At 59.4% G+C, this 14,064-nt stretch carries 14 protein-coding genes; 6 read left to right on the top strand and 8 right to left on the bottom strand.

Features of this window, described 5'->3' with window-relative positions; translation table 11 throughout:
* Positions 1-95 precede the first annotated feature (95 nt).
* The 4 genes from VF709_RS08135 to VF709_RS08120 all read left to right on the top strand — a co-directional run bounded on the left by VF709_RS08135 (position 96) and on the right by VF709_RS08120 (position 2,850).
* The gene (locus tag VF709_RS08135) at positions 96-1,184 is read left to right on the top strand and encodes an oxidoreductase (RefSeq protein WP_038981009.1); all 1,089 of its coding nucleotides are present in this window, start codon (positions 96-98) and stop codon (positions 1,182-1,184) included.
* Between the two features lie 57 nt (positions 1,185-1,241).
* Positions 1,242-1,985 carry an SDR family NAD(P)-dependent oxidoreductase gene (locus VF709_RS08130; protein WP_013097624.1) on the top strand — a complete coding sequence of 248 codons (744 nt, stop codon included), beginning with the start codon at positions 1,242-1,244 and terminating at the stop codon, positions 1,983-1,985.
* 183 nt (positions 1,986-2,168) lie between these two features.
* Entirely contained in the window at positions 2,169-2,465 is a 297-nt protein-coding gene (locus VF709_RS08125) for a type II toxin-antitoxin system RelE family toxin (protein ID WP_139937085.1), read from the top strand.
* The gene (locus VF709_RS08120; protein WP_023621328.1) at positions 2,446-2,850 is read left to right on the top strand and encodes a helix-turn-helix domain-containing protein; all 405 of its coding nucleotides are present in this window, start codon (positions 2,446-2,448) and stop codon (positions 2,848-2,850) included. Before VF709_RS08125 ends, VF709_RS08120 begins: the two co-directional genes overlap by 20 nt.
* On the opposite strand, the gene VF709_RS08115 is transcribed toward VF709_RS08120, so the two are convergent.
* Together VF709_RS08115 and cstA are read right to left on the bottom strand one after the other, a co-directional pair.
* Positions 2,847-3,044, bottom strand: a complete 198-nt coding sequence (locus VF709_RS08115) for a YbdD/YjiX family protein (protein WP_013097627.1) — start codon at positions 3,042-3,044, stop codon at positions 2,847-2,849. The genes VF709_RS08120 and VF709_RS08115 overlap by 4 nt on opposite strands.
* 103 nt (positions 3,045-3,147) lie before the next feature.
* Entirely contained in the window at positions 3,148-5,256 is a 2,109-nt protein-coding gene (cstA, locus tag VF709_RS08110) for a pyruvate/proton symporter CstA (protein ID WP_440231245.1), read from the bottom strand.
* A 292-nt stretch (positions 5,257-5,548) separates the two neighbouring features.
* Here cstA and VF709_RS08105 point away from each other — a divergent pair, with 292 nt between their 5' ends.
* Positions 5,549-6,661 carry a M20 family metallopeptidase gene (locus VF709_RS08105; protein ID WP_058650501.1) on the top strand — a complete coding sequence of 371 codons (1,113 nt, stop codon included), beginning with the start codon at positions 5,549-5,551 and terminating at the stop codon, positions 6,659-6,661.
* Between the two features lie 67 nt (positions 6,662-6,728).
* On the opposite strand, the gene entH is transcribed toward VF709_RS08105, so the two are convergent.
* Genes entH through entC form a run of 5 tightly spaced genes read right to left on the bottom strand, consistent with a single transcriptional unit; the run spans position 6,729 to position 11,554 of the window.
* On the bottom strand, positions 6,729-7,142 hold the full coding sequence (gene entH, locus VF709_RS08100) for a proofreading thioesterase EntH (protein WP_020684615.1): 414 nt from the start codon (positions 7,140-7,142) through the stop codon (positions 6,729-6,731).
* A complete protein-coding gene (entA, locus tag VF709_RS08095; RefSeq protein ID WP_058650485.1) occupies positions 7,142-7,894 on the bottom strand; it encodes a 2,3-dihydro-2,3-dihydroxybenzoate dehydrogenase EntA in 753 nt (250 codons plus the stop codon). Before entA ends, entH begins: the two co-directional genes overlap by 1 nt.
* On the bottom strand, positions 7,894-8,748 hold the full coding sequence (locus VF709_RS08090) for an isochorismatase (protein WP_020684613.1): 855 nt from the start codon (positions 8,746-8,748) through the stop codon (positions 7,894-7,896). Before VF709_RS08090 ends, entA begins: the two co-directional genes overlap by 1 nt.
* A 10-nt stretch (positions 8,749-8,758) precedes the next feature.
* A complete protein-coding gene (gene entE, locus VF709_RS08085; RefSeq protein WP_139937087.1) occupies positions 8,759-10,369 on the bottom strand; it encodes a (2,3-dihydroxybenzoyl)adenylate synthase EntE in 1,611 nt (536 codons plus the stop codon).
* Between the two features lie 9 nt (positions 10,370-10,378).
* The gene (entC, locus tag VF709_RS08080; protein ID WP_038418883.1) at positions 10,379-11,554 is read right to left on the bottom strand and encodes an isochorismate synthase EntC; all 1,176 of its coding nucleotides are present in this window, start codon (positions 11,552-11,554) and stop codon (positions 10,379-10,381) included.
* Positions 11,555-11,742: 188 nt separating this feature from the next.
* Between entC and fepB the strand changes: the two genes are divergently transcribed.
* The gene (gene fepB / locus VF709_RS08075) at positions 11,743-12,702 is read left to right on the top strand and encodes a Fe2+-enterobactin ABC transporter substrate-binding protein (RefSeq protein WP_058650483.1); all 960 of its coding nucleotides are present in this window, start codon (positions 11,743-11,745) and stop codon (positions 12,700-12,702) included.
* A gap of 46 nt (positions 12,703-12,748) precedes the next feature.
* Here the strand turns inward: fepB and entS are convergent, their stop codons facing one another.
* The gene (gene entS, locus VF709_RS08070) at positions 12,749-13,996 is read right to left on the bottom strand and encodes an enterobactin transporter EntS (protein ID WP_058650482.1); all 1,248 of its coding nucleotides are present in this window, start codon (positions 13,994-13,996) and stop codon (positions 12,749-12,751) included.
* Positions 13,997-14,064: the final 68 nt, after the last annotated feature.

Here is a 14,064-nt window from a genome sequence, read left to right as displayed (position 1 = left end):
CGACAGAAAAGGCATAAGATAAAGCCAAATATTATTAGCCATCCGGATGTCCAGACATAACATCGGGTTAGCGCTTGCTAAAAAAGGACAACACCATGAGCAACACCGATATCCGCGTCGTTCCCGGCCCGGCGAACTACTTTTCTCATCCCGGAAGCCTTGCGCATCTGCATGACTTCTTCACCCCGGAGCAGCTTTCCCGCGCGGTGTGGATCTACGGCGAACGCGCGCTTGAAGGCGCTCTTCCCTACCTGCCGGAGAGCTTTGCGGCCCCCGGCGCAAAACACCTGTTGTTCAAAGGCCACTGCAGCGAGCGTGACGTCACCCATCTGGTGAATGAATCCGGCAGCGAGGCGGCCGTGGTGATTGGCGTTGGCGGCGGAGCGGTGATGGATACGGTCAAAGCCGTGGCGCGTCGTTTGGGCGTTCCGTTCGTGGGTATCCCGACCATCGCCGCTACCTGTGCGGCATGGACGCCGCTCTCCGTCTGGTACAACGATGCCGGGCAGGCGCTGCAGTTTGAAATTTTCGATGATGCCAACTTCCTGGTGCTGGTGGAGCCGCAAATCATCCTTAACGCCCCGGCGGAATACCTGCTGGCTGGTATCGGCGATACCCTGGCGAAGTGGTATGAAGCGGTTGTACTCGCACCGCAGCCTGAACACCTGCCGCTGACCGTACGTCTGGGGATTAACGGCGCGCTGGCTATCCGCGACGTGCTGCTGGAACGCAGCGAGGACGCGCTGGCTGACCAGCAGCGCGGCGAAGCAACGCAGGCATTCAGGGATGTGGTGGATGCCATTATTGCCGGTGGCGGCATGGTCGGTGGGCTCGGCGAACGTTATACGCGCGTGGCGGCGGCACATGCGGTGCATAACGGCTTAACCGTCCTGCCGCAGACGGAAAAATACCTGCACGGCACCAAAGTGGCCTACGGCATTCTGGTGCAAAGCGCCCTGCTCGGTCAGGACGACGTGTTGGCGCAGCTTGTCACCGCGTATCAGCGCTTTAACCTGCCGACCCGGCTTCGCGAGCTGGAGGTGGATATCAACAACCGTGACGAACTGGACAAGGTCATCAATCACACCCTGCGCCCGGTGGAGTCGATTCACTATTTGCCCGTGGCGCTCACGCCTGACGTTCTGCGCGCGGCATTCGAGAAAGTGGAATCCTTCAGCCGTTAAACGCGCCGAGCGACTATACCTAATGATGATTCTCACCACTCTCGCAACGAGGTCATCATGCAGATCGATTTAACAGGTAAGAAAGCGCTGGTTACCGGTGCCAGCCGGGGATTGGGCCGTGCTATCGCGCTGTCGCTGGCACGCGCCGGTGCCGATGTGGTTATCACGTATGAAAAGTCCGTCGATAAAGCCCAGGCCGTGGTCGATGAGATAAGCGCGCTGGGGCGGCACAGTGAGGCGGTTCAGGCCGACAGCGCCAGTGCAGAGGCTATTCAGGACGCGGTCACCCATGCGGCGCGCACCCTCGGCGGGCTGGACATTCTGGTCAATAACGCCGGTATCGCCCGCGGCGGCCCGCTGGAGTCCATGACGCTGGCGGATATCGATGCCCTGATTAACGTCAATATTCGCGGCGTGGTGATCGCCACTCAGGAAGCGCTGGTACACATGTCTGACGGCGGACGCATTATCAATATCGGTAGCTGTCTGGCAAACCGCGTGGCGATGCCGGGTATCTCCGTCTACTCCATGACCAAATCCGCGCTTAACTCTTTCACGCGCGGTCTGGCGCGGGATCTGGGGCCCCGCGGTATTACCGTGAACCTGGTGCATCCCGGCCCGACCAACAGCGATATGAACCCGGAGGACGGCGAACAGGCAGAAGCCCAGCGTCAGATGATTGCCGTCGGTCATTACGGGCAACCGGAAGATATCGCGGCGGCGGTCACCTTCCTCGCCAGCCCGGCCGCCGGACAGATCTCCGGTACGGGGCTGGATGTGGACGGCGGTTTGAACGCCTGATCGCACATTTTCTGCAAGCCTCTGTCGCCCGGCAGAGGCGTTTTCGCACCGCCTCGACGGTTTGCGTTTTTCCGCTTACCTGCATTTGTTCTCCGCTCTACAGTAGCCCATAAGAAATTCGGAATTTATCTAATAGTCTTATTATTTCCTTATACTTTGTGTGGGCGTACAGTGGAGGTACGGATGAAGATTGTCTGGTCCAATGGGGCAAAGAAGGCATTTTTAAAGATTGACGAGCGATATCAGCGTCGCATTGAGTTGAAGCTTGTTGAGCTGGATGACCGCTCGGCTCCCCGGCCCGATATCAAAAAAATATCGGCGACAGAAGATCACTACCGGCTACGCGTTGGCGATTACCGCATCGTCTATACGCTTCGGGACGAACCCGATAACCATTGTTATGTTTTGGCCATTAAGCGCAGAACATCAACAACTTACCTGCACGAGGAGAAAGCCACCTATGGCTGTTCAGCTAATTAAGGACGATAACGGAAAAACGCAGTACGTGGTTATTCCCTATGATGAATATTTTCGTATGTGCCTGCAGATGGCGGAAATCGACGACGAAACCGACGACGATCTGGAGGATATTGAAGTCGAACACGATGAGCTGGATGACGTTGAACTTCCAGGTGAGGTTTGCAGCATCATGACCTGGCAGAACGTCAGCCTGCAGGCCGCCTGGCGCATCCTGCGCGGCATGTCCCAGCAGGAGGTGGCAGAGAAACTCGGCATCAGCCAGTCTGCCGTATCACAGCTGGAAGCGCTGGACTCCCGTCCGCAAAAGCGCACCCGTGAAAAGCTGGCGGCGATCTACGGCTGTAAACAGGAACAGATCAGCCTCTATTTACCGAAAGAGGGTTAACAGCACTTCGCCCCGCCCTTGCCGCCGTAACGGGCGTCCTGACGATCGCGGAAAAATTCGTCGTAGGTCATTGGCGTCTGGTCCGGATGGTTGACGCGCATATGCTCGACGTAGTTGTCGTAGTCCGGCACGCCAATCATCATTTTGGCAGCCTGGCCTAAGTATTTACCTGCTTTGGAAAGGGTGTCGAACATAAGTCATTTCTCGTTTGTTTCCCTCACCCCGGCCCTCTCCCAAAGGGAGAGGGAGGATAAGAAATGTAGGCCGGGTAAGCGCTAGCGCCACCCGGCACACAGGTTAATGCGCCCCTTTGGCCTGGGTGACAATCTCTTCCAGGTTCTCAGGCATCGGTTCATACGGTGTCTCTTTCGCTGTCGGCTTGTCTTCTTTCAGCGCCGCCAGCGCGGTCTTCAGAGAATACAACGCCAGTACCACGACCACCACCATAAAGAAGATGGTCAGCCCGGCATCCAGACGGTTGTTAAACACCAGCTGCGACAGCTGTGATTCCGTATACTGCGCCGGGATTTTACCGCTGTCGATCATCGCCTGGAACTTATTGGCAATCGCCAGGAAGCCCACTTTATTGTCCGGGCTGAAGGCTTTCTGCCAGCCCGCCGTCAGGGTACAAATCAGCAGCCAGGAAGTAGGCAGCAGCGCCACCCAGGCATAACGCTGGCGCTTCATCTTGAAAAGCACCACCGCACACAGCATCAGCGCCATCCCTGCCAGCATCTGGTTAGCGATACCGAACAGCGGCCACAGCGTGTTAATACCGCCAAGCGGATCCACCACGCCCTGATGCAGGAAGTACCCCCACGCCAGCACGCACAAGGCCGTTGCCAGCAGGTTCGCCGGGAGCGAATCGGTACGCTTCAGGTTCGGGGAGATCACGCCCAGCAGATCCTGCAGCATAAAGCGCGCCGCACGCGTCCCCGCATCCACCGCCGTCAGAATAAACAGCGCTTCAAAGAGAATGGCGAAGTGATACCAGAACGAGACATCCATCAGCCCGCCCAGCGCACCGTGAAGAATGTAGGCCATGCCCACCGCCAGCGTAGGCGCGCCACCCGCGCGGGAGATAATCGACTGCTCGCCCACTTCACTGGCGATACTCGTCAACGTATCCGGGGTAATGGCAAAGCCCCAGCCGCTTACCACCTGTGCTGCGGATGCCACCACGTCGGCGGTGCCCGCCGGAGCCAGAACCGCCATTGGGCTGTTCATCGCGAAGTAGACGCCCGGGTCGATAATGCAGGCAGAGACCAGCGCCATGATCGCCACGAAGGACTCCATCAGCATGCCGCCGTAGCCAATCAGGCAAGCCTGATTTTCATTCGCCAGCATCTTCGGCGTGGTCCCGGAGGCAATCAGCGCGTGGAAGCCAGACACCGCACCACAGGCGATGGTGATAAACAGGAACGGGAACAGGTTACCGGTCCAGACCGGGCCCGTACCATCAACGAATTTGGTTAACGCTGGCATGGTCAGCGTCGGGCGCATGATCAAAATACCGATAGCCAGCCCGACGATGGTGCCAATTTTCAGGAACGTGGAAAGGTAATCACGCGGGGCCAGCAGCAGCCATACCGGCAGCACTGCCGCCACAAACCCGTACCCCACCAGCATCCAGGTCAGCTGTACGCCGGTAAAGTCGAAGAACGGTGCCCAGGTTGGGCTCTCTGCCACCCAGCCGCCGGAGATAATGGCGAACACCAGCAGCACCAGACCAATCACCGACACCTCACCAATGCGTCCCGGACGCAGGTAGCGAATGTAGATCCCCATAAAAATGGCCAGCGGAATGGTGAACGCGACGGTGTACGTCCCCCACGGACTGTGGGTCAGCGCTTTCACCACAATCATCGCCAGCACCGCAAGGATGATCACCATGATCATAAAGGTCGCCACCAGCGCAATCACCCCGGCCGTCGCGCCCATCTCCTCTTTCACCAGCTCGCCAAGCGAACGGCCGTCGCGACGGGTGGAGACGAACAGCACCATAAAGTCCTGTACGGCCCCCGCCAGCACCACGCCGGCAAGGATCCAGATCATCCCTGGCAGATAGCCCATCTGCGCCGCCAGCACCGGCCCCACCAGCGGGCCTGCCCCGGCAATCGCCGCAAAGTGGTGACCGAACAGCACTTTCTTATCGGTCGGAACGTAATCCAGCCCGTCGTTATGACGAACGGCGGGCGTCATGCGCGTGCCATCAACCGCCAGCACCGTTTTGGCGATATAGCGACCATAAAAACGATACGCGATCAGATAAATGCAGACGGAGGCAACGACAATCCAGAGCGCATTGATCTGTTCCCCCCGGTTGAGGGCGATATAGCCCAGGGCAAAAGCTCCCACAACGGAAAGCAGTGCCCATGTAAGGTATTTCCCTGATGAGTTGTTCATAGTTGTTGTCCGTTGTTGTGGAACAGTGAGATGTTACATTTTGTTTCTAGAACAACGCGTAAAATTTAACAACTTTGAAACGCAATAATGCGTGGTCAAACCAGAGATTTACACCACAGTGTTAAGTCGATCACTTTCAGGCTGAAACAACCCCGTCGCTGTCATCGGTCACACTTCTGCGTTTTTCGTCCTGGCTCAACCTTACGGGATGATTTGTATCATTTTTTTTACGCTCAACCTCGCCAGAATGACCCTGCGCGATCGCGCGCTTACCGCTTACAAGGAAAAGGAAATGAATCTGGATCGCTACATTGAAGAGCTGAAAAGCCTGGTGAACGTGGACTGCGGCACCCAGACCATCGCGGGCGTTGCTGCCGTGGCTGGCATTTTAGAATCACTCTGGCAACGCGAAGGCTGGCATACCGGGCAGGTAAACCTGGGCGAGAAGGTTGGCCCGGGCCTCTTCGTCAGCAACAAGCCGCAGGCAGAGCAGTTCGACGTGCTGCTGGTCGGCCATCTTGATACCGTTTTTGCCCCCGGCACCGTGGCCGAACGCCCGATGAGCGAGGACGATACGCGTCTCTACGGCCCCGGCGTGTCTGATATGAAAAGCGGACTGCTCAATATTCTGTGGGCAATGCGCGAGCTAGATCCTGCGGATAAAGATCGCCTGGCAATCGCGGTCGCGATGAATCCGGACGAAGAAACGGGCTCGGTATACTCCCACGAATGGATCGGTGCACTGGCACAACGCTCCCGCTGCGTGCTGGTGTGCGAAGCTGCCCGTGCTGATGGCTCTCTGGTGAAAGCCCGTAAAGGTATGGCGGGCTATCACCTTACCTTCAAGGGCGTGGCGGCACACGCGGGTAACGACCCGGAAAAAGGCCGTTCGGCAATCACTGCGCTGGCAAACAGCATCGTTGCCCTGAATGCGCTGAGCGACGGGTCGCGCGGCACCACGCTCAACGTAGGGGTGATTAGCGGCGGCAGCGCGGCAAACGTGGTGGCGGACCACGCCGTGGCCGAGCTCGACGTTCGCTTCTGGGAAAACGACGAGTACGACCGGGTGAATCAGGCGCTGGAAGCCTTATGTGAAAAAGGCTTTTTAGACGGCGTGACGACGACGCTGACGCGGGTCAATCACAAACCGGCGATGGCAGCAAGCGTTGCGACTCAGGCACTGATGCAGCAGGTTGAAGCGGCAGGTAAAGCGGAAGGCATCGCCATTACCTGGCAGGCGGTTGGCGGCGGCAGCGATGCCAACCACACCGCTGCGCTGGGTATCCCCACGCTTGACGGCTTAGGGCCGATTGGCGCGGGCTTCCACAGCCCGGCGGAGTGGCTGGACAAAGCGTCCATTGCGCCGCGAATTCGGTTACTTAAACGCGTCGTCTCAATGCTCTAATTTTGTACTACACCGTCCCCTCTCCCTGTTGGAGAGGGTTAGGGTGAGGGCAACAGCCCGCACAAAATTACCCCAGCACCATCGTACTCAACCGGCAGGTACAGCACCGCCGTCCCTGCTCGTCGAACACCACAATCTCCCAGCTCTGGCTGGATCGACCCAGATGCAGCGGCTGACACACGCCGCGCACGGTCCCCTGCGCTACCGCACGATGATGGGTGGCATTCAGCTCCGTTCCCACCACGTTCTGCCCGTCGCGGGTCATCAGAAAACCGGCCATCGAGCCCAGCGTTTCCGCCAGCGCCGCCGACGCGCCACCGTGCAGCAGGCCAAACGGCTGATGGGTGCGCGCATCCACCGGCATTTCCGCTTCCAGCGTATCGTCGCCAAGGCGGGTATAAACGATGCCCAGATGCGCCACCAGCGTGTTCTGGCTGGTGGCGTTCAGCGCATCTAACGATAAATGGCGTTTCCAGATCATTACGCCCCCAGCGTGGAGCCGCCGTCCACCACGATATCCTGCAGGGTGATATGGCTGGCAGCATCGGAGGCCAGGAACAGGATCGTGCTGGCAATCTCCTGAGGACGGGCAATTTTCCCGAGCGGGATCCCCAGCTTAAACTGCTCGCCAAAACCGCGAATGCGCTGCTGCTCCGCATCGTCGCAGGTCCACAGGGTGCGCTGCATATCGGTATCCGTTGACCCCGGCGACACCAGATTACAGCGCACGCCGCTGCCCGCCAGCTCCAGCCCGACGGTGAGGGCCAGGCTTTTCAGCGCCGCTTTCGAGGCGCCATAGGCACTCATCCCGATGCGCGGCGTGTGGGCCGCGTCGGACGCCACGGTGACAATCGCCCCGCTCTGCTGACGACGGAACTGGCCCATCGTCTGTTGAAAGAGGTTAAACGCCCCACCAACGTTGACCGCAAACGTCTGCTGCCAGTCCTCCTGCGAAAGCTGGTCCGTGGCGCCCATGCGCAAAATGCCGGCGGCGTTGACCAGTACGTCCAGACGTTCCTCTACGGCGAGCAAGCGCCCGCAGACATCGCTCACCTGCGCCGCGTCAGATACGTCCAGCGTTTCGGTAGCAAACGGATAATTCCCCTGCGGGAAGGCCAGATCGAATCCGGTCACCTTCGCGCCCGCGTCGGCAAAGGCCAGCGCCGTCGCATAACCAATCCCCTTACCCGCCCCTGTCACCCAGACGGTTTTGCTGGTGAAATCAAAAACCATTACTGCACCTCGCGGGAGAGTAGCGCCCACCAGGCGTCGAGGGTCGGATTTTTTGCCAGCATCACGAAATCGATATCGCCGTGGACTTTACGCCAGCGTGCGGCGAGTGCCATCATGCGCACCGAATCCAGGCCGTAGTCGATCAGGTTTTCATCATCCATCGGTTCGTCGGTTTCATCGAGTAATGGCAGGATGAGCTCACGCAGCGCCGCTTTTGAGGCCGGAACCGACGGCAACAGGTCATCGGTCATCACCACGCGGCCGGAACGCCCCGCCACATAGTTGAGCGACATCAGGTGCTCTTCGCGGGTGAAATCTGCCAGCGCGTCGGCAATAAAGAAGGGTTTGATGTCGCGCATAAACGCATCGGTGGCGGTGGTCATGCAGCCGATGTGGGCATACACGCCGGTGATCAGCAGCTGATTGCGGCCTGTCTCTTTCAGCATCAGCTCCAGCGGCGAGCGATGAAACGCGCTGTAGCGCCACTTCACCAGCACGGTGTCCGCTTCATCCGGGGTCAGTTCAGCGACGATGCGCTGCTGCTCCGGGGAGCGGGTCAGGCCCGGGCCCCACATGTCATTCAGCAGGGCGCGGTCTTCGTCGCTCTGCTCTTTCGGCTGAGCGGTGTAGTAAACCGGAATGTTGTGCGCTTTACAGTACGCGCGCAGCCTGGCGATGTTCGCCACCACCTGCTGCATCATCGCGCTGTTTTCGCCCCAGAAGTTCAGGAAATACTCCTGCATATCGTGGATCAGCAGCGCGGCACGTTCAGGCTCAAACGCCCAGTTCACTTTGCTTGTCGGCAACTCTGCGGCAGTTGGCAGCGCATAAGCGGTTAATTTTGGAATAGCCATACTCTGTTCCTCAGGCCCGGGCGCGTTCAGCGATCCACAGGCGCAACTGTTTCTTATCGACTTTGCCGACCGGCGTTAACGGCAGCGCATCCACGCTCTCCACGCGATCCGGCAGTTTGAATTCGGCAACGCCCTGCTCGCGCAGGAAGCGTCGCACCTCAACCGCGCGCAGCGGCTGTTTCACCACCAGAAACGCGCAGCTTTTCTCGCCCAACAGGCTGTCCTCCATACTCACCAGCGCGGCGTGGATCACCGCCTCATGGCGCAGCAGCAGGTTTTCGATCTCTTCAGCGGCGATCTTCTCCCCGCCGCGGTTGATCTGATCTTTCTCGCGCCCCTGCACGGTGATGTACCCCTGCTCGTCGATGGCAATCAGATCGCCGGAGCAGTAAAACCCGTTGGCATCAAAGGCGCTGGCGTTGTGTTCCGGGCTGTTGAAATAGCCGCGGAAGGTGTACGGCCCACGGGTCATCAGACGCCCTGTTTCGCCACGCGGCAGCGGGTTGCCTTGCTCGTCCGCCACCCACACTTCGTCATCCGGGCACATCGGACGGCCCTGGGTGTGGATGATGCGCTCCGGGGTATCGTCGAGAGCGGTGTAATTCACCAGCCCTTCCGCCATGCCGAACACCTGCTGTAGCTGGCAGCCAATTTCCGCCGGAATACGCGAGGCGAGCGTGGCGGAGAGGCGTGCGCCCCCCACCTGCAGCAGCTTCAGCGATTTAAGCTGCGCATTGCCCGCGCCGTCGGCAATCGCCTGCAACCACAGGCTGACCGCCGGGGGTACCAGCGAGGTGACGTTAATTTGATGGCGTTCAATCAGCGGGAAGCAGATCGTGGCGCTCGGATCGTGCGCCAGCACCACGCAACCACCAGCCATGAATACCCCTAACGAACCCGGGGAACTCATGGCGTAGTTATGGGCCGCCGGTAGCGCATTCAGATAGCGGGTATCCGCAGTAATACCGCAAATTTCGTTGCTGCGACGGATGCTGTAGTCGTAATCGTTATGCGTACGCGGGATCAGTTTTGGCGTGCCGGTACTGCCGCCTGAAAGCTGGAAGAACGCCACTTCGTCGGCAGGCGTGGGGTTGGGGATGAAATGGGCCGCCGGGTGGGCGATGGCCGCCTCCAGGGCATGTGCGCCGTTATCGCCACGTAGCAGGACAACACGCACTGAGCGATGTTCATCCACAAAACGGTTCAGGAAATCATCGCCTGCAAACAGGGCGTGCTCGCGGTCGGCAATCAGCAGCGCGGGTTTGATCTGTGCGGCGTAGGCGTTCAGCTCGTTACGTTGGTGGCTGAAAAGCGCGTTCACCGGAGCCACACCCACCTGCAGAAGCGCGAAAAAGGTGATGTAAAACTCAGCCACGTTGCCGAGCTGAACCAGCGCGGTCTCGCCACGACGCACGCCCTGCTCCTGCAGGACGGAGGCCAGGTTATTCACCGCCTGGTTGAACGCGCGCCAGGTCAGGTGACGTTCACCGTCAATAATGGCGACGGTATCTTTCTCCGCGTGGTCGGTCAGAATGTGGGTCAGCGGCAGATCCTGCCAGTAGCCTTTTTCACGGTAGCGCCGGGCAAACTCCTCAGGCCAACGGGTAAAGGGGATGGTCATGATGATTCCTCAGTGCAAACCAAAAACGTTGAGCATGGTGGAGAGCTTCACCCCGGTTTCGCGCCACTCGCCCACCGGGGAGGAGGCTGGCACAATGCCCGCACCGGCAAACAGGCGAACGCGATTTTTAAGCAGACGCGCGCAGCGGATGGTCACCACCCACTCGCCGTTGCCTTCGCTATCACACCAGCCAACGATGCCGCCAAACAGTTCGCGGTCGAACGGCTCCAGCCCGGCAATCAGTTCTTTTGCCGCCTGATGCGGGAAACCGCTCAGCGCAGGCGTCGGGTGCAGCAGACAGGCCAGGGTCAGGGCGTTCTCATTTTCACGGGCCTCCCCTTCCACCGGCGTCGCCAGATGCCAGAGCGTTGGGGTGGTGATCAGCTGCGGGGAAGCTGGCATGCTGAGATGATGGCTGCGCGGTGCCAGAATGGCTTTCATCGCCTGGGTCACCAGATCGTGCTCGTGGCGATCCTTCTCGGAGGCCAGCAGCTTATTACCCGCCTCGCGATCCAGCACGTCATCCGGCTGACGACGCGCAGAGCCCGCCAGCGGCAGAGAGCTAAAGTGTGTCCCCTCTTTACGCAGCAGCAGTTCCGGGCTCGCGCCCAGCAGCACGCCGCCATCTTCCAGTGGCACATGGAAGTTGAAGCTGGCCGGATTCTGGGCGATCAGTCGCTCCATCAGCGCGCCGCTATCAATCGTTTTATCCGTCGCAATATCAATCAGCCGCGACAGCACCACTTTGTTCACCTGTGGCGTGGCGGTGAGCGCTGCCGCACGGGCAACCATCTCTTCAAACACGGGCTGCGGCGGGATCTCAGTGCGGGTTTCCACGCTCAACGCCTGGGAAGCGGAAAAATAGCGCGCGGACTGCTGACGCGCCGGGCGCGAAAAGGTCTGCCAGTGCTGCGGAATAAACAGGGATGAGGGCTTGCGGGTATCGAACGGGATGGCTCCCACCATCACGGGATGGGCAATGCCACTGGCCTTCGCGTTGCGGAAAGCCTGAGCCAGTTTCTGCTGGAAGGCCCCCGACGGGTTATCACCGCCCTCGGCGGGTTCAGAGAAACGGGAAAAACAGCCTGACGTGGTAAAACTGCGGTAAGGCGACATAAAGAAAAAGCTGTCTGATGGCAGCGTGGTCGCGGTGTGCTGAACTTCCTCAGCCAGGGACGTATCCATATCATCCTCCATAAAATGATAAAAGAAGCAATAATGATTATCATTTATATTTTCGTTGGCTAACCTAATCCCACATCGCGCCGGTGTCAACCGCAGAGCGAACATCTTGTGCGAGTATCGCTTGCATCCCCTCGCCGCAATCATGAAAATGAGAAGCATTAACTTCAAAGAGAACAGGATGCCGCGTTGTGAAATTCCCCGCCGTTTGCCGTAATGCCCTTCTTTTAACGGGATGTTTTGTTTTAGGACTAACCTCAGCCATCGCCGCCGACTGGCCGCGTCAGATAACCGACAGCCGCGGCGTGCATACCCTGGAGAGCAAACCCACGCGCATTGTCTCCACCAGCGTGACCCTGACCGGCTCATTGCTGGCGATTGACGCTCCGGTAGTGGCCAGCGGGGCGACCACGCCCAATAACCGCGTGGCGGATGCGCAGGGCTTTTTACGTCAGTGGGGTGATATTGCGAAACAGCGCAACGTGGCGCGCCTGTACATTGGCGAGCCGAGTGCGGAAGCGGTGGCGGCGCAGATGCCGGATCTGATTCTGATTAGCGCGACCGGCGGAGATTCGGCCCTGGCGTTGTACGATCAGCTCTCCGCCATCGCGCCGACGCTCATCATCAACTACGACGACAAAAGCTGGCAGGAACTGCTGAAGCAGTTAGGCACGATAACCGGACAGGAAAAACAGGCCGCCGAACGCATTGCAGCATTCGATAAACAACTCGCGCAGGTGAAACAGCAGATGACGCTGCCGCCGCAGCCGGTGAACGCCATTGTGTACACTGCCGCCGCGCACAGCGCTAACCTGTGGACCGCGGAGTCTGCCCAGGGCCAGCTGTTGCACCAGTTAGGCTTTACCCTGGCCGAACTGCCTGCCGGGCTGCACACCTCAAAAAGTCAGGGCAAACGTCACGACATCATCCAGTTAGGCGGTGAAAATCTGGCTACCGGGCTGAACGGTGAAGGCCTGTTCCTGTTTGCCGGCGATCAAAAAGACGTCGAGGCGATTTACGCCAACCCGCTGCTGGCTCACCTGCCTGCGGTGAAGAATAAACGCGTATGGGCACTGGGAACGGAGACGTTCCGCCTGGATTATTACAGCGCGATGCTGGTGTTAGAGAGATTAAATGCATTGTTTAAGTAGGCATTTTCCCTCCCTCTCCCCGTGGGAGAGGGGCGGGGTGAGGGCATCAGGCCGCACCGTCGTTCAATACAACCTCCTGCCTGAACCGGCGCAATTCTGCTAATACCATTAACAGGATCCCACCTACAACGGCTAACGCAAACCCGCTGGTGCTCGCCGAAGCCACCGGTGTCATGACGGCCCCCAGCCCACCGAGGATCGCCGCGCCAATGGCATCGCCCGTCACGTTTTGCGCGGTCCACAGGCCGTTGATGCGCCCGAGCATTCCCTCCGGCGTCTGGGTCTGGATCAGGGTGTACTGCAACAGAGAACTGATGGCGCTCAGCCAGCCGAAGAGCACCAGACACAGCACACCCAGCGCCCAGACCGGCATCAGGCTGAAGAACCCCATCGCGATAAACGACGCCAGCGTCGTCAACAGCATAATCAACCCCGGACGCGCGCTCTGCGCCAGCCTGCCGCTGGTTAGCGCACCACACGCCGCGCCGAGCGGAATGGCGGCGTACAGCACGCCAATCTCTGAGGCGCTCATCTGCCACTCTCCCGCCAGCGCCGGGTACAGCACGCGTACGGCGCTCGCCATCGTCAGCAGACCACCGAGCAGCGCAATACCACCAATCAGCGGGTTGCTGAACAGAAACCGGATCGCCGCCATCAGCGATTTCAGCGGATGCTCACGCGGCTGCGGTGGCGGTGGCAGAAGCGGCAGACGCAGCAGGGTTAAGGTGGTGATAAACGTCCCCGCCGCCGCGAGGCCGTAGTTCCACGCCACGTTACCGGTGGCCAGCAGCAGGCCGCCCACCATCGGCGATATCACCGAGCCAAGACGGACGGTGAGCATGGTAATTGCCCCCGCCTGCATCAGATTCTCGCGCCCTACCAGCGCGGGCGTGGCGGCCAGCAGCGCCGTCACGCCTAACGAAGCAAAGAAACCATCCCACAGCCCGAGGGCGTAAATGGCGAGTAAGGAGGGTTCTGGCAGCATTGCGTTCAGGCACAATCCGACAAACCCCACCCCGCAGGTGCCGCGCGCCAGCAGGATCAGCTTCTTGCGTTCGTACCTGTCGGCCAGCACGCCGCCGATCATCAGACCGATAAACATCGCCCCGCCGGTTAAGGTGACCGACAGCCCGACCAGCCAGCTTGAGTGCGTCAACGTCTGGATCTGTACCGGGACGGCAACGCCGAGCAGGCCAAGGGACAAAATGGAGATAAAACGCGCGATAAACACGGCGCGATACGCCGGATGCGTCTTCAGCAGGCTGAGGTTAATCAGCCAGGATTTTTGATTCATGACAAGACCTTGAGTCTATTTCTACCCATTCCATGGGCGCACATGCTAACATAGCCAAATAAGATAGA

It is taken from the genome of Enterobacter sp. Lyrl_3 (genome assembly GCF_051948675.1).
GTDB classification, from domain to species: domain Bacteria; phylum Pseudomonadota; class Gammaproteobacteria; order Enterobacterales; family Enterobacteriaceae; genus Enterobacter; species Enterobacter cloacae.
This window is presented reverse-complemented; position numbering and strand designations above follow the sequence as displayed.